The following is a 25,509-nucleotide window of genomic DNA, read 5'->3' on the forward strand; positions in this document are numbered from 1 at the left end:
GATTATCATAAGACTTTTCAAACTGTCGCACCTCATGTTTGAATTCGCCCAGCTTATACAAAGTCTAAAATGGGAGCCTTAAGCTCCCATTTTTAATAATTTTGTTGATAATTTCGCATAAATACCATTATGTTAAATGGGGTAAGGGAGAATTCCTATTTAGGTAGCGTGGATTCTTTAAAATACTATCTATGACTTATGTAATTTTTCTAAATTACTTAGAGTCTTTAAATCAAATGTGGCAAATGACCCATTCCACTGAGGAATAAACGGATTTGGATTATATGGATTTTCTTTATTTATATTTAGTATGTCCTCTATGAACTGTAAGTCCTGAACGTTTAATACTTTCTTGATTTCGTCGAAGTAACTAGCTCTTTCTGACTTAACAAAAACTTTTAAAGCATGGTATCGATGATTTAATATATAGAAAGACACATGAGGCCACCACCTTTTTATATAAAAATCATCACTTTGGAAGCCAAATGTTAAAGATTTAATAAACAAGAATGCATCTGCTTCACACACTTCTTCAAAAGTAATAACTTGATTATCAGAATAGTCTTTTACAAGATCTCCTAATGGCGAATACTTTCTTGGTTTTAAGTTATTTCCAATAAAATTATATTCTCTTGGAAGAAAAATGCTAAAAGTCATATATTTTTTTTCTAATAAATGCCGATTATGAAAATTTTCGGGCAACATATAGAGTTCATCTAGAATCTCTTTAAGTTCATTAAACTCTTCATTTTTAATTAAAATAGATATTAAAGAAAGAAAAATTTGATAGTTTAAAAAACAAAATAATTCTAAATCTGCTTGTAAACGACCTCTTTGATTTGGAATCACAGTTAATAAATCTAAAAGGCTTTCTAAAAAGCTACGGAAATGTTTAAAAATCTTAGAGTCATTAGAATGAGTACAAACAGTATTAACAATTTTTTTAAACTCATTCAAATGAGGTTGAAAATGTTCAATTTTTTGTTTGAATGCTTCTTCAAGATTACTATCTTCTTCTGAAAGAGAAAATTTTGGCAATTCTGAATGAAGCTTATCTAAGTATTGTTTTACTAAACTGCTGGCATTACTTTTTCCCTTTTCTAAAGCATCTATTGCCATTCGATATTGAGTATTTGTGAATAATGCAACTTGATCATCTTCAGCTACAATAAAACTCGGAGCACTACCAAGAAGTTTAGGTTTCTCATATTTGTATTTATCATAAGCCCAACGAACTAACTTTTCATATTCCTCTGCATATCTTTCAGAATTCGATAAATCAACATGTAGTCTTCCTGCATAAAATATAGGTTTAGGAGCGTTAGGCTCAGCTATAACAGCGACAATTTTATTTTTATCCCTCTTACTATAAAGCTCCTGCGATAGAATCGTAGATTCTGTTCCAACACCGCCATGGCGTTGATTTGCACGGTCCGTATATTTTCCATCAATAATCATTATTATTTTAGTAATAGTAGGATCATTAACCATACTTTCCATGAAAATTATTGGGTCATCCCCTTCTCTTAATTCCCATTTATCTAGTGCAATATCAATACCATCTTTTATTAAGCTTTCAGCTAATTCTAATACCCACTCTTCATGTTCAGGACTTGACCAACTATATGAGATAAATATTTTAGGTACATCGATTTGCTGCATTTTTAATTTCTCAAAGATAAACAATGATTTTAAAGTTTGAACCGTACCGGGTTTGTCGGAGACTTTTTTATTTAAGTTAGGCCACCTGACCTAACGGGTTAATCTTATCATAGTACATTGCTTCAAACTCAAAAGGTGATACATAACCTAGTGCACTATGTACACGCTCTTTATTGAACCAATCTACCCAATTTAGTGTCGCAAGTTGTACATCTGCTAAACCTTGCCAATCTGCTTTTAGATATTCAATCACCTCTGTTTTGTATAAGCCATTCACCGTTTCAGCCAAAGCATTATCGTATGAATCACCGGTCGTACCGACTGATGCTCGTAAATTTGCTGCTTCTAAACGATTGGTATAGCGAATGGAAAGATATTGCACACCTCTGTCGGAATGATGAATCACATTCTTTGGCATGCCTCGATCATGCAATGCTTGCTCCAATGCATCGAGCACCATATCTGTATTCATCCGTGTCGATACTTTCCATCCAACAATTGCTCGTGAGAACACATCAATAATAAATGCAGTATAAACCCAGCCTGAATTTGTTTGAATATACGTAAAGTCACCCACCCATAGTTGGTTTGGATGATCAGCATTAAAATTACGTTTCACTAAATCATCTGCCCGTTTTTGGTCATCTCGGTTACGGGTGGTTTGTTTATTCTTACCACGCCAAACACCTTGTATACCTAGCTTTTGCATCAATCGAGCAACTGTACAACGTGCAATCACATAGCCTTCACGTTTCAGTTGTTGCCAGACCTTACGCACACCATACCGACCTGAACTTTCCTTCCAAATTCGTTTAATTTGTTCAGCATGATGAAGGTCATGCAGATCCCGTTTCGCTCGATGTTCTGGATTGTCTGCGAGATCTAAAGTCCGGTAATAGGTTGAAGCAGCGATCGGTAAAATTCTACAAATCGCCTCAACACCATATAACGCCTTATTGTTATGGATAAAATCCACCATTATTTGTGTGGGCGGTCGAGCTCCGCCTGGGCGAAAAAAGCCGCTGCTTTACGTAGAATTTCGTTAGCACGTTGCAGTTCTTTATTTTCGCGTTCCAGTTGTTTGATACGTTCTTGGTCTGAAAGCTGCTGTGCTTTAACTGGATTTTGTTGATCTAAGTATTTTTGATGCCAGGCACGAAGTGTTTCAGGAGTACAGCCAATTTTAGGAGCAATTGCTGTGATTGCAGCCCAATTCGATGGATAATCTTTCTCGGATTCAATCAATAATTGAACCGCTCTTTCTCTGATTTCAGGGGTATATTTTAATTTTGTCATCGGGATAGTCTCTCAGAATATTGACTCTCCGACAAACCCGGTACGGTTCAGTTATATGACTTATTTTTAAGTTCAATAGGGGAAGAAAGAAAAAGTAATTCAGCGTTGATTATTTACTATCAATTTAAGATTTCCTAGAATTAACATAATACACCTTATACGAAATACTTGATATTTATCATTAAATTTCAGTATATTAGATCAAGCCGTTGTGGGGCATAGGGTACCAGAGCGGCTTTTTATTGATTATTTATGTTCCACGCTTAAAATTCGAACAATGTTTCATGATTTTTATAAGTTAAACGGCTTTGTTGCATAAATATGTAAGCATCTGATTTAAATAAATTTAATTTTGGATCAAAAAATAATCAAAACCTTTAAAATCATATAGTTATGAAATCTTTGTGCAACAAAGCCAAGTTAAACTAAATTTAGTTGCCAATCCCAATAAGCTATTCACTAACTTGTAAATATCGGTATACCGCCTGACGACTAATCCCAAAAGCTTTTCCTAATGCCATTTTTGATGGATACTTCCCTTCCCTCCATGCTTGTCGTAAAGCTTCAGCTTGGTCAGGCTTTAGTTTATGCACCCGACCTTTGTACTTCCCCTGAGCAGAGGCGAGTTTTATTCCTTCCTTTTGCCGCTCTAAAATGATCTCACGTTCGAACTGTGCAAAAGCACCCATCAATTGCAGCATCAAATTATCCATCGGGGTGGATTCGGCCGTAAAAGTAATATTTTCTTTTACAAACTGGATGGCAATCCCTCGTTTGACCAGTTTATCTACTTCAGTGACCAAATCTTTCAGGCTTCGCGCAAAACGATCCATGGAATGTACAATCACCCTGTCCCCTTCCCGGACATAGTTCAACATTTCCTGAAATTTAGGTCGGTCAGTATTTTTACCTGAAGCACGGTCAACAAAAATCCGGTCGACTTCAATTCCCTCAAGTTGACGTCCAGTGTTTTGCTCGACAGAACTTACCCGGATATACCCTACTTTTTGGCCTTTCAATTTTTCACGCCCCAATTGGATAAAAATGAACAATTTCGTAAATTATAAATCTTTAATACTAAAGTTACATGTTATTTATGATTAAAAATCATTTAAATGATACATAATTTCATGAACTTTCAGATTGTAACTTTAGAGTATACTCCAAGTTTACATAACATCTCTTATAGGAATTTCTTTGTAAGTTTCGAGTAAAGTTCTATAAAATCACCTAATTTTTTAATTCACGATTCAAGTTATTGAATATATTTAAATTTTTTTCATTAAATTTTTTTTTGATTTTTTGCATAAAAAACTGTAAATTATTAATTAATCACATTATATATTCTTAATATTGTTGTGAGTTATCGCATAGGCGATTTATAGAAACAAATCACTCATGTGATATGTAACCCTTAAGTGAGTTATCGCATAGGCGATTTATAGAATCACTAGAGGTGAATGAGCCACTTGGTTATGGTGAGTTATCGCATAGGCGATTTATAGAAATTCTGACTTCACTAAAATTCGTCTGACTGAAGTGAGTTATCGTATAGGCGATTTGTAGATCCATTTTGACCTCGTGTAAGCCCAAGTGTTGGCGAGTTATCGCATAGGCGATTTTCAGAAAGTCCATTTTAAAAATGGGCTTTTTTGATGGTGAGTTATCGCATGATTTTGAAATTAGTTATTTAAGATTCTCTATAAACATGTCACCTTTCGCTCCAACTCATCAACTGATTTAAATTCCTCACCATAGAAACCCTCTGATTTTAGTATTCCAAAGAAGCTCTCCATTGCAGCATTATCTAGGCAGTTGCCTTTAGCCGAATCAACGATTAGGAATATCAACTACACATTCAAAAATCTATTGCTCTTTTAGTATTCATTTATGTTTCTTGTAAGAGTCTTTAAAAGTACATTTAATCATGCTTTTAAGTATGCTATTGTTCCTGCATCACTTGTAGCAATTCACCTAGACGCCAAACACTACTCTATAGAGGCTTAACCATGACTCAACTAATCCATGCGCGAATGACTGCAAGTATTACTGAACTCAAAAAGAGTCCGATGGATACAGTTTTGGCAGGCAAAGGTGAGCCTGTCGCAATCCTCAATCGTAATACACCAGCGTTTTACTGTGTTCCTGCTGATCTATATGAAACGATGATGGAGCAACTAGAAGAATTGGAACTGAATAAGATTGCAGATGCTCGTGCGAATCAGAAACGCGTTCGAGTAAATATTGATGACCTATAAGTTAGACTTTTTAGAAGAAGCATTAGCAGAATGGAACAAGCTGAATCCAAGCATTAAGCAACCATTGAAGAAAAAGTTGATCAAGGTTTTGGAGAATCCTCGTATTCCCAAAAATAAGCTGTCAGGACATCCTAACCGCTACAAGATCAAACTTCACAGTATTGGCTATCGTTTGGTTTACGAAGTCATTCATAAATGATGTAATGCCCATAAGCATGATATGCCCATGAATACATTTGTGCTTATGGGCATTTTTTATTTCAGTATCCTCTGATTGAATAGTTGTTTATTGCAACTTATTTGAAACTAATTGAGAACTAAAAAGAAACCAATATATAACTAATTTATGGGGTGCTGCTTAATACAGACAGGATTCATTCAGAACATTTAAGCAATCACATACTGCCACAACCAAACCAATAATCGCATTACACCTAAAATCACTGCTGCATAGGCGTGTAAAATCAAATAAACAAAGGTAATCCAGCCACTTGCTTCATCGACCTCACGACCTGAATATTCGCACAACACTACAAAAGCTACAGCCCATATCTCCATCACAATCGTTGTTTTCAATACTCATAACCAAGGAAAATGCAGCAACCACACCCAAGCAATAAAAAGCAGTGCAACCGTGAGTAAAATCTTACTGAGCTGTCCCAAGATTTGTAATGACCTACTCCATTGAGGAGCTCGGTCGGATAATAGGAGGACTGCTCCCTGTATCCTAGACATGAGATAAGTCACGAAGAAGTCATTGAGATTTTATGGAAGAAAATTCTCGACATCATTAGCCATTAATTTTTATAGGGACTGTATTAAGTTGAATCTAGTACAGTCCCTATATTAAAACCAATTTACAACTAAATTGGTTTCAAATTGATTTTTATTTAGTTTCACTCTTCTTTTAACCTCTTCAAAGCAAATCTGATAATTCCATTATGCGTTTGTCCATACTTTTCAGCCAACTCAGTGAGTAACTGATATTCATATTCGTTCATTGGAATTGTATGCGTCTTAAATTTTCTAGGTGCTTTCGAATCTAGTTTTTGAGTAGTTTCCTCGTTAGCACCATTGATGAAGGCTTCCATTTCGGGAGAAGGTTTTGCCAATTCTCTTTTCTTAATCATGCTAAAAGCTCCTCCATAAAAGCCTCAAACTCCGCTATTGCTTTTGGATTATTGGATTCAATAACACCTTTGCCTTCAGCAGTGACATCACGGTAAACCTTGCGATCATGGATTACTGATGACAAGGCTGTGAACAATGGGAAGTCAGCGAGATAATCGTTTGCTTGCTGTACTTCAGACACTGATGGATTTGTAGGTGCCAATGTTAGTAAGCCAAAAGGTTTCAAGTCTTCATTGAATGACTTGGCTTGATCTATGACTTCAGAGAGATGAGGTAGGGTATCTAGATCGAATTGAGATGGTCTAAACGGTACTACAAGGTAATGAGCTGTGAGCATTGCTGTTCTCAGCTCTTTACTATCATGACCTGCAACATCAACAACAACATAGTCATAACGACTATCCAAGTCTTTTAAAGTGTTTTTGATATCGCCATAGCGTTGTACACAATGCACTTTAGGTAAGTCAGTATTATCCCTGTCTTTAACCCAATTCGCTGAACTTTGCTGAGGATCAGCATCAACTAAAACTATGTCTTTGTTATGTTTAGCAAGATATGATGCAATGTTGATGGCTATTGTCGATTTACCACATCCACCTTTTTGACTTCCAATCAAGATAATCATTTTATTTGTAATTTGTAACTAATTTGAATGCAATATAGTTGTATTTTCAAGTGGTGTAAATGACAACTTAAAAAATTCTGTTATCTGCTGATTTAGGGCAGGTCCTCATTTGAAGAATTAGTTTTAAATACTTAAAATCCTCCTTTGAGTTATTTTTATTTCTATATTTTCAATGGCACGTACTCTTCTTACCGATGATATCTGGCAGCAAATTCAAGATACTATGCGATTACATGGTTGCTACCGTTCAAAGAATAGTAGAAATATCATGGAAGCGATCTTATGGAAACTGCATACAGGCGCCACATGGCGTGATATTCCTCAAGAATTTTGTCCTTGGCAAACTGCTTATAATCGTTTTAATCGTTGGGCAAGCAAGGGATTGTGGAATAAATTTTTTTTAGATTACGAGGCGTCTTGGATCAAGAATGGGTATTCATTGACGGAAGCTACATACGCGTGCATCAACATGCAAGTGGAGCTCGGAATGGTTTCGAAAGAGCAATTGGACAATCACGTGGTGGACGAACAACAAAAATACATCTTGCAACCGACGCGAATGGATTACCGATTGATTTTAAAATCACTGGGGGTGGCGTCCACGACAGTCAAGTTGTAAAACAACTGATTGATACTGTAGGCGAGGCAACTTATCTCATTGCTGATAAGGGGTATGATGCTGAGCACATTAGAATATATGCCCAGAACAAGGATATGATTCCCATTATTCCAATGAGATCAAATAGTAAAAGATCGAATAAGGAGTTTGATAAATATCTATATAAATTAAGACATTTAGTTGAAAATGTGTTTGCGAGATTGAAACATTTCCGAGCGATTGTAACCCGATTTGATAAGCTTGCACGAAATTATCAGTCTATGATTTACATTGCTTACATGTTTATTTGGTGTAAAACCAAATGAGGACACGCCCTAGCATTAGTCTACATTTTCCCACCTAAATGATGGTTATTCTTCATACTGATTCATCAGTGTAAATTGATACTCGTAAAACAAGAAATTATCTTAAATTTTTAAACAGTAATTCTTTTATTTTTAATATTTTTAATATTTTTATTTTTAAGTCCTCTGTAATCCTTGTATAGCAAGTGTTTCAGAGCTTATAAGTCTACATTTTCCCACCTTCAAGTCTACATTTTCCCACCTTCAAGTCTACATTTTCCCACCTTCAAGTCTACATTTTCCCACCTTCAAGTCTACATTTTCCCACCTTGTGTCTACACTGTTGATTGATGTATGCTAATTGGATGATTATATGGGGAAGTTTCAGTGAAAAATGAGCTTGTAGTTAAGGATAATGCGTTAATCAATGCCAGCTATAATTTGGATACAACAGAACAACGACTGATTCTCCTGGCAATTGTGCAAGCAAGAGAGCTAAGCAAGAATGTGGACGCTAATAGTACCTTAGAGGTTCATGCTCATCATTATATGAAGCAGTTTAATGTGGATAAGCATGCGGCCTATGAGGGGCTTAAAAACGCAGCTAGCAATCTATTTGAGCGCAAATTCAGTTACAAGGGCATCCATGAGGGGACTCAGCAGGAAAAGATCGTGAAATCACGCTGGGTTTCCAAAATAGCCTATGTTGATTCAGCCGGGATTGTAGAGCTAACTTTTGCACCAGATGTAATTCCATTGATTACACAGCTAGAGAAGTCTTTTACTGCTTATGAGCTTAAACAGATCAGTTCTCTCACAAGCAAATACGCAATTCGTCTTTACGAGTTACTGATCCAATGGCGTACTGTTGGCAAGACACCTATGTTTGAGTTAGACGACTTTCGCTTTAAGCTTGGATTAGCAGAGGATGACTATGTCAAAATGGCGAACTTCAAAGCCCGAGTACTCGATACAGCATTAAACCAAATTAATGAACTAACAGATATCATTGCTTCTTATGAGCAACATAAAAATGGACGTGTTATTAGTGGCTTCTCATTTACGTTCACAACTAAGCAGCAACCTAAGGAAGTCACTCACACCAAAACTAAGAAGCTAACAGACAAGCAGATTCAATTCTTTGCCAACAAGCTAGCTCACCATGATCCATTTGCAAGCCAAAAAGCTGCAGTAGGGGAAAGCTATGCTGATCTAGAGAAAAGGCTTCTGATCGAATTACAAGATGCCCAGATTGTCGGAAAGTATGCTGGTGTCCTCAAAGAGATAGGTCTTGAGGTGTAGCATCATGCAATTATATTAGTTTTATATAACAACTAATATAGTTGTTAATTGATTGCAATTGGATTGTAAAAAAGTTAAGTAGTAGATAATTCATTTGCCAACTGTTCAAGCACGAGCATGTTGCTGAAACTCACCTTCTTAGATCCCGTACTTGGTTTTAGCTTAAGCTTATGTGCTATGCCACTACTTCTTTTAATGGAGGTCTTAGATATGGATAGGTTGCCTTTAGTTGTTAGTTCTGAAGAATCTCAAAACATGCAGGAAATCCCTAAAGGTGCTCATCGTGAATAGCTAGGACAACAAGTGGTTGGTGATCTTGTGGATATTTCCGAGCTAACCGATCAGTCAATTAAACACATGGTTTTGAATAAAACAGGAGTACAACCAATTTTAGGTGCAATAGCAGTGATCGCAGCCTAATTAGATGGATAGTGTTTTTCAGATTCAATCAATAATTGAACTGCTCTTTCTCTGATTTCAGGAGTATATTTTAATTTTGTCATCGGAACATTCTCTCAGAATACTGAGTTTCCGACAAACCCGGTACGGTTCAGCCCATTAACATAGCTAATTTCATTTTTTATGTAACTGGAATACAAAGGCCCTTGTTTTAACAAGGGCCTTTGTATTAAATTGATTGGCGTTACAGTTAAATGATATTACCAGTATCTTTTAACGAAAGATCTGTAGAGCTGAAACTCGTACAGATAATCACCAGAGGCTTGTAACTGCCAGTTCCTCATATTTTAAATAAATTATTCTTTTGTACAACCGTTTATATGTAAATTTTTTTGTACACAGTCTAATTTTTTGAGAAATTGTTTTGGTTTCAATGCCTCAGATATAAAAAATTTCGTTAAATGTGCTTCGTAATACAATTTAAACCTATGGGTTCGTTCACTACGTCTGTACAAAAGATTAAGTTTGTAAGTGCAACTGTTTATATGTTGGCTTGATCTTCTTCGTGGCTTTGATGTGCAGGTGGATAAGTGACGGCAGGCATCAAAGGCTAAAGATTTTATAATCGCTTTCCTATCTGAAGAATTGCACTGGGGAAAGGGCGCAGGGAATACGTTGGTCGATTGTTTAAGTGGCATGTTGGGTAGTTCCCTCGCCGAGATAACAAGCCAATGAGAGAGAAAGGCGTGTGCGGGTGGATAGTTAGATCCAAAATACTCTCTTGCGACTCAGACTAAACGCAATCTGAGCGTGTCGATTGAAAGCGAAAGGCGGCTCCATACCGTGAAGAGCAACAACGGCAATATTCAAATACCTGTGTCAATTTTTATTGGCGAAGGTAGGGTGAATATTGCCGAAATCTGCTCAGGGCTCTCCACCCGTGATGAGCATTGCGAATCACGGGTGGAGAGCCCTGAGCAGATTTCGAGCATTAATAACCGAAGTTAAAAGTAGAGGTTAAGCAGCCATTAGAGGTGGTCTTTCATGATTGTAATGCCACAGCCAAATCGTTGCATAATCTTGTACTTCTTCCAGTATGTCAAATAGATACTTGCTTAGCCAAGTATAATGTATAGTCCGATTATAACGCTCAATATACGCATTCTGCTGTGGCTTACCTGGTTGAATATATTCAATACGAATACCTTGTTCAGTTACCCAGCGTACAAATTCATGACTGATAAACTCCGGGCCATTGTCACACCGAATAACTAACGGCTTTTTTCGCCACTCCAGCAACTGATTCAACGTACGAATAACCCTGATTTTCGGTAATGAGAATCCTGCTTCAATGGCTAAACCTTCTCGACGGTAATCATCAATTACATTCAATAATCGAAACTTGCGACCATCGGAAAGTTGATCATGCATAAAATCTAATGACCAAACCTGATTTTCTAGGATGGTTCTTTCAATGGTTCAGGCGCATGCCGTTTTAGTCTTCTTCTCGGTTTAATACGCAGATTCAGTACCAACTCACAGTAAATGCGGTAAACCCGTTTGTGATTCTAGCAGTGACTCTTAACATGCTGTAAATACGAGAAGCACAGACCAAAACTCCAATCGGGATTTTCCTCAGTGAGTTCAATAAGCTGTTCTGCAATAAATGTATTGTCATCGCTAAGTTTAGCCTGATAACGGTAGCAGGTTTCACTTATCACAGACATTGCTTCCAACTCTATTAATGAAGTATCCATACCGCCATATTTAGCACGCCATTTATAGAATATAGCATTGCTCATACCATGTTCACGCCAAAGAGTAGCTACAAGTGTACCAGATTCTGCCTGTTTCAAAATGGACATGATCTGACTGTCAGTAATTTTAGATGTTTTCATACAGAATTTCCTGCTTGTATCTTAAGAGAAAATTCCACTTTTAGATCCTTTTATTTTTAGGGGGAATTGCCTCATAAAGTCCTTATTTGATCTTATCAATTTGCAGTGTACTGAAGTTCGAGCAATTAAAGATCCATTATAAGATGAGTCATTTTGCTTTGAAAGCAACAATATATCTGAACTCTTTAAAAGCAGCCTATGCAGAAATTTTTTGTTTGAAAAAGGCTGCTGCGCAATAATTATTAATAGAATTTATGTATTAATTTCATAAGACAGAATAATAAATTTAAAAAATTGTGATGCACTTCACATACTGTCTGTTTCTAACAAAAAACCGTCCGTTTCTAACAAAAACAAAAGTGTTACATCCCCAAAATTAAAACGTTACATGTCACGAGTTAAACCTGAAATTTGAAGGATAGATGTGTTATTTTTCTTTATCATTAATTATTAATTAATTGATATTTATGTAAAAAATATTTTATTTAGCAGGGAAAACAAATTAATTGAAAATAAGAATACGATGCTGAAAACGATATGAATTTGATGACTGACTCAAAAATAAATAAAAAAATAAACCTCAACACATTTTTATAAAAAAATCTGCATGATTTCAAGCCAATTTCAAATTTTTTAAGATGTTTTAGATATAAAACTATATCAATGAACATTAATTCGAGATTGAACGCTGATTTACAACTCGTTCCCGGTTAAGAAATAAAGTAACTCTTTCAAAAAAAATAGATGATTTCGTTCAAAAAAAATCGAAATTCGACAGATGGGATTTGAATTTTTTAATTCCTTTATGCTTGGGATTCAGGAGGGGAAATTGTTCTTAAAAAGAGCAGTTTATTAAGCAAGCCTACCTGTAGCTACAAAAATAAAGTTCTACGAACTTCACTTTTGGTACGCAACAGGGCTTGTTAGGGGCGACCCCCTAAGACCCCATAAATCACCAATCCGAACAGGATAGATAAATGAAAAGGACCAAACGTGAAATCACGAAGCGACTTCGTTTTAATGCTGAACAGGGGGCGCAGTTAGATAGTTTTCTTCAGGAACATGGAATTGGATTTACCAAGCTGATTCATATCCTTATTCAGCGCGAGTTATGTCGATGTTGGCCACTTGTTCACCAGACCAGTGAAGAACAAGCCCTTAGTGAACCTTCTAAGCTGTGGCAGTCCGTACCACTCAAAAAAAGATCCTTAAAAAATACAGTGGGTCGCCCGATACCCAGTGCCGACCCTCAACTCTTACTGGAACTTGGCCGAATCGGAAATAATATCAACCAGATTGCACGTTCACTGAACTTCTTATGTCTTCAACAAACTGAAGACATTCAGAAGTTTTCCTTTGTCGATTGCGTGGATGTTCTGGTCACGATTCAGTCTGATTTACATCAATATCTTCCTGTGCTCCCAAAATATTTTGTTTCTGATCAGCTTGCGAAAAACAGAAAAGCAAAAGCAATTCAAAGGGTAATGGAGGATCGATAGATTATGCTCATTAAATTTTTAAAGTCAGGCACAGGCGATCCAAAGCTGGCAGCAGCCTATGTAACAGGTGAGCAGGATCATCAAGGTGACCGAAGAGCAGGAGTAAAAATCCTGAGAGGAGATCCTGCCACCTTTGCGATCATTGCTGAAAGTATCAAGTTTCAATACTGCTACACCTCTGCAGTGATTGCCTGGTCGCCCGAAGACCATGTATCGGATGCACAGCTTGAAGAAGTTCTGGATCTGTTTGAGGAACATGCTTTTGCCGGATTGAGTCCAGAACAATATCACATGACAGCTGTAATGCATGCTGAGGATAATGGCTCACGCCATCTACATATACTGGTCCCTCGAATTGAACTGAATTCAGGAAAATCATTAAACATTGCTCCACCAGGACATCATCATTACTTTGACCCACTGCGTGATTTTTTAAACCATAAATATGGTTGGGCAAGACCTGATGACCCTACCCGTATAAAGAGCATAAAACTTAAAAATCATCATGAGATGCAAAACGCAGCTGCAATTAAAGCCGGTATGCAGCATCTGCCCAAAAAGACCCGTTTGGAGTTAATTCACCAATATGTAGAACAACGCATTGTCTATGGAATCATCAATAACCGAGATGATTTGCTCAAGAGTCTGTCCGAACTTGGTGAGTTAAGTCGAAAAGATGATCACTACATTTCACTTAAGACCAGTTATGGAACAGACCGTTTAAAAGGGAAGTTTTATCATGCAGAGTTTTCATTCGATGCTTACCGAAAAAATCGAGCAGGACCGGAAGCAGCACGAGCAGTATTGCCTGGACATCCGGCAGGACTTGCAGCACCTTCAGCAGAACTCACAGAATGCCTTAAGCGACTTGAACAAGTTCGAAGAAAACGTTTTACGTATCACCAAAAATATTATCGAACCGGAATTCCTGCGACTGGAGAGTCTCTCGAACCACTATCAGGATTATCGGCAGAGCCTGGAGCAACAGTTAAAGCAAAGCTTGGCAGAAACCCAGACTATCGATCTGGAATTGATGTTGTACAACATCAAAACCGACACCCAATTTCAGGACATTCTGAAGCTACATCAGCGCCAACAGAAAATCTTGCAAAATCTACAGATCGATTTGAGCAGGAACAGGGAATTACTCGACCAGATACAGCAGAGCAGCGAGCAAGAGCAACAGAACAGCAGTGCACTACGCAACGACCTTCTCAACATGATGCCATTGCTGAAACAAATACAGCAGCAATGCCGCAACAACAGCTCTCAAGCGAAATTAGCAGAACAGTTAAGCCATCAGCTTGGAGATGGAATCAGCTTGATACAGCAGCTCCATCAGCAATGCAAAAAAATACTGTGGTGTCTTGGGATATTCGGCACATTCAGCATGCTGTCACTGCTCAGGGATTTTATCTAAATATCGGAGTGCAACATGATAGAAACATTGTTACAAACCCAAAAAAACCAGTTGATTCTCCAGCTAAAGGGCATGATTCAAGCTTTGGAACAAAAAACGGAAGTACTTCAGGAGGAAGCCCGGCATTACCAACAGGTCTTCGAAGCCCAAAAAGCATACATCGACGAACTCATGAAGTCACAAAAGCTTCAGAACGACTATCAGGAGCTTATGCGCAAAGAAAACATTCTTATGATGAAGAAGCTGAACGATATGAAGCAGAAACTAATCGAGAGAGACAAGATCCTCAGGCGCTATCAAGACGAAATCAAGAAAGAGATATCTTACAAAGAACTAATCGATTCTTTAACGGTATTTGGGCGCGAATTAGAGCTACGTTTAAAACTGTTATTGACCAGCTCACACCTTCGCCCACTGATACAGGAAGAACTCCAGAGCAGTTTAAGACCGTATCTAAACGCCTTGAGACAGTTGGAATCGATCGACTGGTCAACCTTGCAAGACGAAGAGCTGAACACCGAAAACTTATTGAGCATGTTAGAAGAGTTAAAGCAGAAATAGAGGCCAGTAACCAACCAAAAAATGATCCTCTTGTGATAAAAACTATCAGTGCCGAATTGAAGAAAATGAAAATACGATATACAGATTTATATTTGGATGACGCGTATATATATGCAAATAAGGCTGAAGGCTGCTTTCATGACTTATGTGATCCAAACATCGCACCCGAAAGTAAAAAAATGGATATGGAGGGATACATCCACTTTATAGAAGAATGTTTAAATGAGTTCAGGGTGCAGTTGCCGCGGATGAATACCGGGGAAACTGAGGGATTTGAGAAGCTGATGACAGTCGTTGAATTGCATATTAAAGAACTCAATACCACTAACCTAGAGATAGGGCCAACAATTGACTTAAACGAGGCACAGCAGTATCTGGGAGATATGGTTCAGGATGTTCGAGAAAAACTGGCCCAAAGGCTAACCGAGCTATCCGAAGATTCACATCTAGATCATCAAAATGATGCAGTACTTTCACCAAGAGAATCCGAGCCAACTCGGTCGAGTAGCTCGGATTATGATGCCTACTTTTAAAGAGACACCCCCGCCGATCAGTAAACAGTCTTAGGGAACTTATGACGACGTGGGGTGGACTGAGTCCGTTTTACCCAATCTTCTGGATATTCTTGACTGTAAGAATCATGGTAATGACCTGACCAATATTCCTGATTGTCTTCATCTTGGCATTCGTGAACTTGAGAAAAGTTGTAGGTGCTCTGTTGAGCTACAGCATGTTGCTGAAATATCTTTTCAGCTGTTTTTTCCGCCTGATCTAAAGCCATGAAAATATCGAGCAAGGCTTGGCGCTGTTGATGGTTCAGAACTTTAGCACCTTCGATAATCAGCTGTTTAGCGAGGTTTTTTGGCATGCATGGGTTTGCATCATTGAATTTAGTACGCATAGCAGTTTCCTAGATAAGAGTTTAACTATCTCCATCACTTCTCACGGTAATGGAGGCAACTTAACAGGGGTGAGAATACTGAATCTAGGATCAGCCAGCACGAAGCTGCCCTGCTAAGCTACCATAAGAACTGCTTAACAGTAGGCAAAAAAATAGCCGCAAGTGCGACATTTAATTGCACCTAGATTTTATCAGGTTCTCACGCCTGAGCACAGATTTTGCTGTGTTGAAATAAGGTTATCCAGTAAAGAGCAGTGCGTCAAGGTCCTGATCAGTAGTTCTTATAAAAACTGAAAAATAAATAATCAAAGAATGTCAGGAGCTCAATTTATTTTATTATAAAAAAGAGAGGTTCAGTATGAGCCAATGGAGAAGATAAAAATGGCATGCTCCTCATTCTCAGTGTGTATCAGAAAGAATCTATATGGTATTAGGTACAGATATTTGCACATAACTGGCAATTAAAACAGGATATGTGCAATATTAGGACTTAACGACTTTAGGATTGACTAGATTTTTCTATGCCATAAGGTCATAAAATATCTAAATGTGAGTGATGAATAATGATGTATTCTGAAAATGACAGTCCAGTATATATTGCATCAGTGTTGGGAGAGCGCTTAAAACGCATTCGATTAAATCGAGATATGACACAAGCTGAAGTTGCGAGTAAAGCATGGATCAGTCGAAGAACGGTGTTAAATGCTGAGAAAGGTAATGCGAAACTCTCGGATTTAATTGCAATTCTAGCTGCATTAAACATGATTAATAATTTCAATATTTTAATACCTGAAGAGTCATTTTCACCTATACAGTTGCTTAAACTAAAAGGCAAAGTTCGCAAAAGAGCATCAGGTAATAACAAGCCACCTGTACTGCAACTGGCAAAACCAAAGTCAGATTGGTGACACACATTTCTGATACGGGACTTATTTAGTATTGAGATCATGTCTGAATGGGCTGACCAAAAGTAAAAATTCGTCTGGGGCTATTTTTGCGATCAAGGTTGGTTGAAGGTCTGTGGTTAGTTAAAATATTATTCATGCATAATGCTATTAATCAGTAGGATGATGCTCCCTCATGACAAATCATATCCAGATTATAGATGGATCATCTTTCAAATCGATCTTCGTAGTAGGCGACTTGCATGGTTCTTATCACTTGCTGATGAGCCATCTCAACGCTATCGATTTTGACTTTGATAAAGATTTGTTGATATGCACGGGTGACCTGGTTGATAAAGGCAAAGAAAATTTAGAATGTTTTTCATTGATTAAAAAACCATGGTTTCGAACCGTTCGTGGCAATCACGAAGAAATGTGTATTAAAAGTCTATTTGATTCAAAGCTTAGACATTTACATGAAAGAAATGGTGGTGAGTGGTTCTATCAGTTGTCATCACATCAGCAGCATAAAATTATCAAAAGCTTTGAAGATTTACCAATCGTTATCGAGCTTGATCTTCTAGATAAACGAATAGGAGTGGTTCATGCAGATATTGATATTCATGAATGGGGCGCTTTTAAAGCAGATATCATGCAAGGTGATTACAGGATTTCAGGCATGGTATCAGCTTACACAAATGCACTATGGGGGCGTGGAAGAATAAAGAACTATTCAGATAATTATGATGTTGTAGAGAACATAGATGCTATCTATTTGGGACACACGATCGTCAAGGAAATGACCCAGTTAGATAATTGCTATTACATTGATGTGGGTTCATCCTTTACTCAAAAGCTTTGTATAACAAAAATTAAGTGAATACTTTGCAAGACTGAATACTTAACCTGAGTTCGATATAAAAAAAGAGTAGAAAAAAAGCCCTGTTTTTGTAACATATTGGTTCTCAAGACAAAATGTTATAAAACAAGGCTTCTCAATGGATCATATTACCGAATTATTTTGTATTTTGGATGATTTCTGCAAAAAATTTAATGAATCTTTAGAGAAAGCTTTAATTTCTAATCAAAAAACCAGGTTGAAAAAGTCAGCTTTAAGCTTGTCTGAAGCAATGACCATTGTCATTTTATTTCATCAATCCGGTTTTAGATTCTTCAAATATTTTTATTGCCAAATGATCGTTCCATTCTGGAAATCTGCTTTTCCTAAACTGCTTAGCTACAACCGATTTATTGAAATCATGCCCCGTTGTTTGCAAGCTCTGAGTAGTTTCTTCCATCAGGTGAAAGGAAAAGATACGGGAATCAGTATCATTGACTCCACTAAATTGGTAGTTTGCCATAATCTTCGGATTAAAAGGCATCGTGTATTTAAAGGCTTGGCCGGTCGTGGAAAAAGTAGTACGGGTTGGTTTTATGGTTTTAAATTACATCTCGTTATCAATAATTTAGGTGAAATTATTAATCTCAAGCTGACATCGGGAAATGTTCATGATGTTGCTATATTAGAATCTTTAACTCAAGAATTAAAAGGGATCCTACTCGGAGACAAAGGCTATTTGAGCAAAGCAAAAGCCGAAGCTTTAGCAGCAAGAGGACTGAAAATATTGACCCCATCACGTCGGAATATGAAAAATAAACCCATCCAAACTGAAGAAGAAAAACAATTACTTTGCAGAAGAGGATTGATCGAAACAGTGAATGATCAATTAAAAAATTTACATCAACTTGAACATTCACGTCATCGTTCGGTAAATAATTTCATGGTGAATATCATGGCTGCTGTAGTGGCTTATTGTTTGAACCCCAATAAGCCAACTTTCCAAAATATGCTAAAAGGTTAAGTGGATTTCATCGAACTCAGGTTACTTACTGATTTTATAGACACCTTTTAGTTAGATTTGGACTGGCACCACTCTCAACTGTAACTAAAGGGGTGTATCTCTACACCTATAAGTCTCAATATTTAAAAAAAATTAAAGTTTTTCTATTAAAAACACAAATTTTCCGACTATTGGATTTATTTTTTATTTTTTATAAAATATTGATTTTAAAATAAAAAAAATAATTATGGGGATTTTATTTATGGGGCATTAAAAAAAAACTTACACCAAAAAAACTATCTAGAATTTTAATATTTAAATTAAGTTATTGATTTTAATAATTAAAAAATTATATTGAATTGGGTTTTTGAACAAAAAAATAATAGTCGGAAAATTTGGTTAGTAATGTGTGTTCTAACAAGAGTGTTTCACTTAAGAGATTTTATGTTAAAGCTGAGTCAAAGATAAATTATTCGATCTGTTATAGATCTATGTCTATTCTTACTATCCACTGTCGTACTTTTCCACTCTTAGCGGTGTCGCTTAAGTCTAAATATTTAAAATTTATCTAGAAAACATAAATTTTCCGACTATTAAATTTATTACATTTTTATAAATATTTGATTTTAATGATATTAGTTAGATTATAGGATTTTTTTATTTATAGTGAATTTCAACAATAGCTTACATAAAAAATCTGTCAAGGATTCCACTCTTAAAGGCTAAGTTTTTGATTTTAAAGTTAAAAAAATATAAAATTCTTGCTTTGAACAAAAAATAATAGTCGGAAAATTTGGTTACTAGCGTGAGTTCTAACTTGTGGTGTATGTGTTATTCCAAAGTAGAAATTTCCTACCTAATAACCAAATAGAAATGTCCTATATGGACATTTCCAAGTCAAGCACAGGATTTAGATTTCGTTCTTGAATTGCTGTTTTCTGTGCACGTCTACGTGGCATCTTTTGAGAACGATTACGTTTGTTTTGCTGTTCCAGTTCTTCATGCTGTTGTTGGATATGATTCAGAACAGCACCCAACCGTTTATTCTCAACAATCTCTCGCTGATTCAGCTGACTTAATTTATCGAAGATGCTGTAATTGATTTTTCGACCTTGTTATTCAACTGCGACAGTACCATCTGGGTATTCCAGGAACTCAAGATATTTGCCGATCAATCTTTGATTTTCTTCGGTATTTTCCAAGAGATATACGCATTTATCATAAGTAATTGTCAGACTATTCGTGACTCTGCGGGGTTCACGCCAGGTAAAAATATCATCTAACTCCTCAGCAGTTTCAGTGACAGTCCGGTGTAGATCCTTGGGATTAAAGGCCATCTTGGCAAATTTACGATTAAATCGCTCAATAAAGCAGGGCAGCCATGCATTGGCTTCTGCAATCGAACAAATGCCTTCCAGGCGCATTTCCTTGATCAGACGGTCCTGCAGTGTTCTATTGGCCCGTTCCACACGTCCTTTTGCCTGTGGTGAATTGGCGAAGATGATATCGATATTGAGTGTGCTGAGTACGCGCCCAAATTGCGTAATCTTGGTGTCTTTCTTGCTGCTTTGATTGACCCTGAAGACTGAATGTTTATCGCTGTAAAATGCCAACGGTTTACCGTGCTGTTCAACATACAAACGTGTTGAAATCATATAGTCAAAGGCTGATTCCGACTCACAGAAGCGTAAATACTGCAATTTGCCTGTCGCATCATCGATAAACACCAGCAAACAGCACTTAGCAGCGCGTCCTTCAAACCAGTCATGGTAAGAGCCATCAATTTGTACCAGTTCACCATAACAGTCCCGGTTATAACGAGGCTGATACGGGCGTTTCAGGCGCTTGGCGCGAGGAATCCACAGATCTGCTGCAATCATCCAGGAACGCAGTGTTTCAACTGAAATATCAAAGCCATGAACGGTGGTGAGCTTTTCATGCGCTAAAGTGGGTCCGAAACCATGGAATTGTTCAGCGACCAGATTGAGGCACTTGAGTCTGAGCTCTTCAGGAAGCCTGGAATTGCTGATTTGGCCACGTGCAGCATGGGCTAATGCAGTTGGACCTTGAGTTTTGTATTTTTGCAATAAACGTCTGATCTGACGTTCTGAAATATGAAGTAGCTGAGCAGCCTGGGATTGAGTTATGCGTTGATCGCAGATTTCCTGCAAGACCGACAATCGTTTAAGTTCTTTATCCGACATAGACACCAACATATCAAACCGTCCGCTAAGGAAATTGCAAAAGTGCATATTCTAAAAGCGGACATTTTTACTTTGGAGAAACTGGACATTTCTATTTTGGAGTTACAGGTTCTAACAACTGAATTGCGTATAAGAGATTTTATGTTAAACAATGGTTTTTATATGATCTAGTATCTCTAAATATAAGTGCAATTTTACTAAGGTTGCTTAGATGCTATGGAATCTAAATATCTAAATTGTTCATCCCCCTTTACTTCATTTTCATGTTTAATCACCGCTATTAGTAAAACTATGGTCATAGCCCCAGCTAGATAGGTGATCTTTTTTCTCATGATTTCCTTATAGTGAAATTCTTTTTGCTTATTTTATATAAATCATAAAATTGTGATATATACCAATCTGCTAGGCAACTTAGTCCTATTCCAAATAACCCAAAAAATCCGATATCTTTGTAAGCTTTAACCCACAAAAATTGGGGGATAGTTTTCGAAATAGAGTCTTTGATAAAATAGTAAAAATCAATAAATACCTACTTTTTAAACTATTATCATTGAAAGAATATTACAAAGTTGCTTAAAAAAGCCGACTTGGAAACAAGTCGGCTTTTCGACATCGTCGAGCACATTTTTTATATCATAAATTTCCGATTTTTATAATTTTCAAAGTCTATCTTTCAGCTCTTTATACAACAAAGCCGAACTGAATTAAAAATAGAAATGTAGTTGAGCTGATGCTTGCTCATTTCTTTATTTTTAGTAATTGAGGTGAACATACTGTCAGTACATGGTAGTTATAAGTAACGTGTAACTTTGTTTGCACAAAGATTTGAGTTATGCCAAGTGATGGATTGATTTGTACTTAAAATTTTAAGCTTATCCACTTGCTTTGCAAGCCACTACACTTTATTTACAATCCTATGTTGTGGAAGTAAGGGATCTTGTACTCGCCCAGTATGTTCAACTTGATTATATCTAAAGGACTATTAGGCTTCAATCAAATCAATTTTCCAATTATTCGACTGAATTAACACGTTTAAATCACGTAATTTAAGACTAATATCATCAGCTTGTTTTTGTAATGATGAAACTGGAATAACTTTATGCCACTTTATTTCCCGCGTACTATAACGATCAGATTCACGAGATGTATTACTTATTGCTGCAGTTAGGGTTTTGTGCTGTTCTACAAATTCATCACGCAAAGTCAATAAAGCAAGTAGAGAACGGCCATCATTTAATTTTGTTAAAGCATTAGTTTCATGAATTGCATAACTTAATTTTTGAAATTCTTGAATTAAAGAAAATACTTGTTTTAGTAGTTCATTTGGATCTTCAGATGGTTGATCACCATCTTGTACCAATACATTTGCATTGATACGTTGTTTTAGTGAAATAATTTTTTTTTGTTGATCACTTCGAAGTAAGAGAGCTTCTGCTAATTTCATTTTTCACCTATTAACCAATTAGAATTAACTTTTAAACAGCTTATATCCTCATTCTTTAAAGATCAAAAAAATTGCTTTTTCATCTAAATAAAAGGTGTCTACAAAATCGGTAGCTATTCATTTTTTAAATTTTAAGCCTAGACCAGAGTCTAGGTTTTTTCATTTCGTATAACAGCCATTATCTTAAATGGGAGGGGGAGATTAAGCTAAAATTAGGGTTTTAATTTAGAGAAAGTAATGTCTCAGATAAAAATTTATGCTTTAGATGAAACTATAGAATTACATCGTGATAATTTAAGTAAAGCTATCCATCAGGCTTTAGTTAAAGAATTAAAATACCCTGAAGAAAAAAGGTTTCAACGTTTTATTCCACTAAAATCCAAAAATTTTATATATCCAGCAGACCGCAGTACATCTTATATAATTATTGAAATTTCCATGTTCGATGGACGAACAAAAGAGACTAAAAAAGCATTTATTAAGACTCTATTCGAAAATATAAACAATCTATGCGGTATTGATTCAAATGATGTTGAGATAACTATATTTGAAACTCCTAAAGAAAACTGGGGCATTAGAGGGGAAAATGCGGATGAACTACAGTTAAATTATCAGGTAAGTGTTTAAATTTCCTAAAATTAACATAATACAGATTATGCGAAATGAGAGCCTACAGCTCTCGTTTTTTTATTCTAAAACTGCTAAAATTCTTATACGCCATTGACGTACTTTAATCTATGTTATTCATTGAAACCAGTATTTTTACCAAGCAAATCAAAGAGCTTGTTAGTGATGAAGAGTACCGTCAGCTCCAGCAAGATCTTTTGGTACAGCCTGATAAGGGCGACTTAATTAAGAATGGTGGTGGGATTCGTAAAGTACGTTGTGCTCAGGGCCATAAAGGTAAAAGTGGCGGTATCCGGGTGATCTATTATTGGGTCACAGAGGATGATCAGATCTTTTTCCTAGTGGCTTATCCAAAGTCTGTGAAAGATAATCTGACAGACAAAGAAACATCGATCCTGCGTCAATTAGTGAAGGAGCAATTTCATGGATAACAACTTATTTGATGACCTGGTTGCTTCAATCAAAGAAGCCGGAGCCATCAAACGTAATGAGATAAAGGCAAGTCGAGTCACAGAGGTCGAATTGCCGGATATTAAAGAAGTACGTGAGAAAACTGGATTAACCCAGGCAGAATTCGCAGCACGTTTGCATATCAGCGCGAGAACGCTCCAAAACTGGGAACAAGGCCGTCGCTATCCGACTGGTCCTGCAGCGACTCTAATTCGTATTCTGGATGCTCATCCAACTCTAATTTAAAAATTTTAGATAATAAAAAACCCCGGCATCCTACCGGGGTTTTTCGTATTGGTTCGCTCGGTATAACTCCTGTCGTACCTTACAGTCCTTGTGCTTATCTCTTGTTATTCTTGTATGGAACTTCCTGTTCCTGATGAGTTCATCATAGGAAAATTCCAGTATTCCGGATAGCCGCAAAGGGCCGAGTTTTATGTACGCCAGGGCGTACAAAATAGCCTAAATTTTATCCACAGCAATTGGGGATAGTTTCACAACCTAGATCCGCATGAAATGGACATTGTCTACTAAATTGATTATTTTTTGATCAATTTTCCTGGCAAAATGTTACAGATTTGCTCAAAAACTCACCAACTTATTACAAAAGCCAATTTCTGGTGGTTTCTTAGTCATAACTAAAATTTTAAGTTATTGATATTTCAATTAATATACAAGTGTACTTCGTATAAGCGCCATTATGTTAAATGGATGAGAATTTGTGGAAAATTCAAATATTGGAGGTTTTTAATAAGGGGATTTTAAATTAAAAAAAATTTTCTTTTTCTTGTAGGAAAAAATATATTTATCATATAATTACAAACATATAATAATGAGTTGGTTTTTATTTTGAATAAATTTTTTCTTGAATACAAAGATTACTATCACTTAAATGAATTACAAAATATTTTTAATGATGAAAAATCTTTAATTGTTTTTGATACGAATATTTTCTTAGATTTATATTCTTATCCTCTAGATACCCGGAACTCTATTATTGAGTCTATTCAAAAAGTTAAGGGAATCCTATGGAGTCCTCATCATGTTTTTTTGGAATATCATAAAAATAGACGTGAAGTCATATACAAAAGTAAAAAAATTCTTGATGAAATTCAGAATACATTAGGTTCATTTGCTTCGGGAAATAGTTTAAATGTTTCTTCAATATCAACTTATAAGTCTAATTATGGAAAATTCCATTCCGAATTAACAGATTCTATTCAGGCAATAGTAGATAAATATACACCTTTGTATTTAGAGCTACAGAAAAAGCTGATAGATGATATTGAACCTATTAGAAATCAATTAAATGACTATAAAAAACAAGATACTGTTTCTTTAACAGGCGATGATCCAGTTTTGAATTTTTTAGCTAATAGATACGGTGATGGGGATATTGGGCAACCTTATCAAAGTGAGCGTTTAGTAGAGCTTTTTAAGGAGTGTGATGAAAGAATTATAAATAAAATTCCTCCAGCTTTTAAAGATAGCTCAAAATCTGAAATATTTACATACAGAGGGGTTAAGTATGATTCAAAGTATGGAGATTTTATAATTTATAAACAAATTTTGGATTATTGTTTAGAAAAAAAAATTACAAATGTTTTTTTTATTTCCAATGATGTTAAGCGAGATTGGAGAGAGCCAGTACCTCATGAAAATAATAAGTATTATGGAGCAAGAAAAGAACTCAGAGCAGAAGCATATACAACCGCAAACATTGAAAATCTGATCCTTTTAGACTTGAAAGAATATTTTAATGTTTTAGGAATAACTTTATCTAAAAATATTGTTGAGGATATTGAGGCATTAAAAAGATTTCATAATGAGAAAAAGAAAAAATTAGATGCTCAAAGAGCGCAATCGATTAGAGAAAAATTAGAAACTTTAAAAAATGAACCAATTGAAATACTAGATAGAGAAATAAGAAAGTCAAAGGATGCTTATAGGTATATGAAAGAGCTACAAAAAAGTGATCCTGACTTATTTAATAAATTAGCTGAATATCAAAATTCAAGACTATTTAACTCGATGCGACACAGCAAATTTACTAATGAGTATGTGCATCAGGTTCCAGAAGGTATGAGGGAAGCAATGCTTGCTGCTGAGCGTATGAATCAGGTTCCAGAAGGTATGAGAGAAGCAATGCTTGCTGCTGAGCGTATGAATCAGGTTCCAGAAGGTATGAGAGAAGCAATGCTTGC

20 protein-coding genes, 4 pseudogenes, 1 CRISPR repeat array and 1 other annotated feature are annotated in these 25,509 nt (G+C 36.2%); of the genes and pseudogenes, 13 read left to right on the forward strand and 11 right to left on the reverse strand.

All coding sequences use genetic code 11. The features are described from left to right. Positions 1-189 precede the first annotated feature (189 nt). From F890_RS16660 to F890_RS18365, 4 genes and pseudogenes are all read right to left on the reverse strand, one after another. Positions 190-1,662, reverse strand: coding sequence for a toll/interleukin-1 receptor domain-containing protein (locus F890_RS16660; protein WP_005268019.1), 1,473 nt, complete (start codon positions 1,660-1,662; stop codon positions 190-192). A 76-nt stretch (positions 1,663-1,738) separates the two neighbouring features. After that, positions 1,739-2,958 (reverse strand): IS3 family transposase gene (locus F890_RS16665; RefSeq protein ID WP_155756783.1). Its coding sequence is split into 2 segments (ribosomal slippage): positions 1,739-2,682 and positions 2,682-2,958, totalling 1,221 coding nucleotides; the frame shifts between segments, so codons are not numbered across the junction. Beyond that, positions 2,567-2,683, reverse strand: a sequence feature (AL1L pseudoknot). Its footprint overlaps the gene before it by 117 nt. A gap of 452 nt (positions 2,959-3,410) precedes the next feature. Then, positions 3,411-3,977, reverse strand: coding sequence for a recombinase family protein (locus F890_RS16675; protein ID WP_004282172.1), 567 nt, complete (start codon positions 3,975-3,977; stop codon positions 3,411-3,413). Between the two features lie 339 nt (positions 3,978-4,316). Then, positions 4,317-4,586: direct repeats of the CRISPR family, unit length 29 nt; unit sequence GTGAGTTATCGCATAGGCGATTTATAGAA. Positions 4,587-4,682: 96 nt separating this feature from the next. Continuing rightward, positions 4,683-4,787: pseudogene (locus tag F890_RS18365) on the reverse strand (IS3 family transposase); the annotation flags it as partial. Positions 4,788-4,967: 180 nt separating this feature from the next. Here F890_RS18365 and F890_RS16680 point away from each other — a divergent pair. Next, complete coding sequence (locus F890_RS16680; RefSeq protein ID WP_004282044.1) at positions 4,968-5,216, forward strand: type II toxin-antitoxin system Phd/YefM family antitoxin; 249 nt, start codon at positions 4,968-4,970, stop codon at positions 5,214-5,216. Then, a pseudogene (locus F890_RS16685) lies at positions 5,206-5,406 on the forward strand (type II toxin-antitoxin system RelE family toxin); the annotation flags it as partial. The gene F890_RS16680 and the pseudogene F890_RS16685, both read left to right, overlap by 11 nt. 197 nt (positions 5,407-5,603) lie before the next feature. Here the strand turns inward: F890_RS16685 and F890_RS18685 are convergent. The 3 genes from F890_RS18685 to F890_RS16695 all read right to left on the reverse strand — a co-directional run bounded on the left by F890_RS18685 (position 5,604) and on the right by F890_RS16695 (position 6,972). Then, a complete protein-coding gene (locus F890_RS18685; protein ID WP_004282042.1) occupies positions 5,604-5,792 on the reverse strand; it encodes a hypothetical protein in 189 nt (62 codons plus the stop codon). A gap of 320 nt (positions 5,793-6,112) precedes the next feature. Beyond that, positions 6,113-6,346 carry a hypothetical protein gene (locus F890_RS16690; protein WP_004282041.1) on the reverse strand — a complete coding sequence of 78 codons (234 nt, stop codon included), beginning with the start codon at positions 6,344-6,346 and terminating at the stop codon, positions 6,113-6,115. Next, positions 6,343-6,972 carry an AAA family ATPase gene (locus F890_RS16695; RefSeq protein ID WP_004282040.1) on the reverse strand — a complete coding sequence of 210 codons (630 nt, stop codon included), beginning with the start codon at positions 6,970-6,972 and terminating at the stop codon, positions 6,343-6,345. Before F890_RS16695 ends, F890_RS16690 begins: the two co-directional genes overlap by 4 nt. Positions 6,973-7,144: 172 nt before the next feature. Here F890_RS16695 and F890_RS18370 point away from each other — a divergent pair. Continuing rightward, positions 7,145-7,896, forward strand: a protein-coding gene (locus tag F890_RS18370) for an IS5 family transposase (protein ID WP_228128528.1) whose coding sequence is annotated in 2 segments (ribosomal slippage) — positions 7,145-7,379 and positions 7,379-7,896 — 753 coding nt in all. Because the reading frame shifts where the segments join, the coding sequence is not laid out codon by codon here. A gap of 366 nt (positions 7,897-8,262) precedes the next feature. Continuing rightward, on the forward strand, positions 8,263-9,177 hold the full coding sequence (gene repM, locus F890_RS16705; protein WP_004282038.1) for a replication initiation protein RepM: 915 nt from the start codon (positions 8,263-8,265) through the stop codon (positions 9,175-9,177). Positions 9,178-10,593: 1,416 nt separating this feature from the next. Here repM and F890_RS18380 read toward each other — a convergent pair. Further along, positions 10,594-11,474 (reverse strand): annotated as a pseudogene (locus tag F890_RS18380) (IS3 family transposase). A 977-nt stretch (positions 11,475-12,451) separates the two neighbouring features. Here F890_RS18380 and mobC point away from each other — a divergent pair. Both mobC and F890_RS16725 read left to right on the forward strand, forming a co-directional pair. After that, on the forward strand, positions 12,452-12,973 hold the full coding sequence (gene mobC / locus F890_RS16720; protein WP_005268028.1) for a plasmid mobilization relaxosome protein MobC: 522 nt from the start codon (positions 12,452-12,454) through the stop codon (positions 12,971-12,973). A 3-nt stretch (positions 12,974-12,976) separates the two neighbouring features. Next, complete coding sequence (locus tag F890_RS16725) at positions 12,977-15,487, forward strand: relaxase/mobilization nuclease domain-containing protein (protein WP_005268030.1); 2,511 nt, start codon at positions 12,977-12,979, stop codon at positions 15,485-15,487. Positions 15,488-15,504: 17 nt separating this feature from the next. Here F890_RS16725 and F890_RS16730 read toward each other — a convergent pair whose 3' ends face one another. Beyond that, positions 15,505-15,855 carry a hypothetical protein gene (locus F890_RS16730; protein WP_005268031.1) on the reverse strand — a complete coding sequence of 117 codons (351 nt, stop codon included), beginning with the start codon at positions 15,853-15,855 and terminating at the stop codon, positions 15,505-15,507. A gap of 563 nt (positions 15,856-16,418) precedes the next feature. Between F890_RS16730 and F890_RS16735 the strand changes: the two genes are divergently transcribed. The 3 genes from F890_RS16735 (at position 16,419) to F890_RS16745 (ending at position 18,601) form a co-directional block, all read left to right on the forward strand. Continuing rightward, on the forward strand, positions 16,419-16,763 hold the full coding sequence (locus F890_RS16735) for a helix-turn-helix transcriptional regulator (RefSeq protein WP_005268032.1): 345 nt from the start codon (positions 16,419-16,421) through the stop codon (positions 16,761-16,763). Positions 16,764-16,935: 172 nt separating this feature from the next. After that, positions 16,936-17,619 carry a metallophosphoesterase gene (locus tag F890_RS16740; protein ID WP_005254620.1) on the forward strand — a complete coding sequence of 228 codons (684 nt, stop codon included), beginning with the start codon at positions 16,936-16,938 and terminating at the stop codon, positions 17,617-17,619. Between the two features lie 118 nt (positions 17,620-17,737). Continuing rightward, positions 17,738-18,601: an IS982 family transposase gene (locus F890_RS16745; RefSeq protein ID WP_004679438.1), complete on the forward strand. Its 864-nt coding sequence runs from the start codon at positions 17,738-17,740 to the stop codon at positions 18,599-18,601. Between the two features lie 857 nt (positions 18,602-19,458). Here F890_RS16745 and F890_RS16750 read toward each other — a convergent pair. Together F890_RS16750 and F890_RS16755 are read right to left on the reverse strand one after the other, a co-directional pair. Beyond that, positions 19,459-20,784 (reverse strand): annotated as a pseudogene (locus F890_RS16750) (ISNCY family transposase). 982 nt (positions 20,785-21,766) lie between these two features. Further along, on the reverse strand, positions 21,767-22,228 hold the full coding sequence (locus F890_RS16755) for a DIP1984 family protein (protein ID WP_000761345.1): 462 nt from the start codon (positions 22,226-22,228) through the stop codon (positions 21,767-21,769). Between the two features lie 237 nt (positions 22,229-22,465). Between F890_RS16755 and F890_RS16760 the strand changes: the two genes are divergently transcribed. From F890_RS16760 to F890_RS16775, 4 genes are all read left to right on the forward strand, one after another. Beyond that, entirely contained in the window at positions 22,466-22,855 is a 390-nt protein-coding gene (locus F890_RS16760) for a tautomerase family protein (RefSeq protein WP_005268034.1), read from the forward strand. A gap of 110 nt (positions 22,856-22,965) precedes the next feature. Beyond that, complete coding sequence (locus tag F890_RS16765; protein WP_005268037.1) at positions 22,966-23,286, forward strand: type II toxin-antitoxin system RelE/ParE family toxin; 321 nt, start codon at positions 22,966-22,968, stop codon at positions 23,284-23,286. After that, complete coding sequence (gene nadS, locus F890_RS16770) at positions 23,279-23,551, forward strand: NadS family protein (protein WP_005268039.1); 273 nt, start codon at positions 23,279-23,281, stop codon at positions 23,549-23,551. Before F890_RS16765 ends, nadS begins: the two co-directional genes overlap by 8 nt. Positions 23,552-24,154: 603 nt before the next feature. Beyond that, positions 24,155-25,509 (forward strand): PIN-like domain-containing protein (locus tag F890_RS16775; RefSeq protein WP_005268041.1); only part of this gene is annotated, 1,355 nt, incomplete at its 3' end.

The organism is Acinetobacter sp. CIP 64.7, from assembly GCF_000369745.1.
GTDB lineage: Bacteria > Pseudomonadota > Gammaproteobacteria > Pseudomonadales > Moraxellaceae > Acinetobacter > Acinetobacter fasciculus.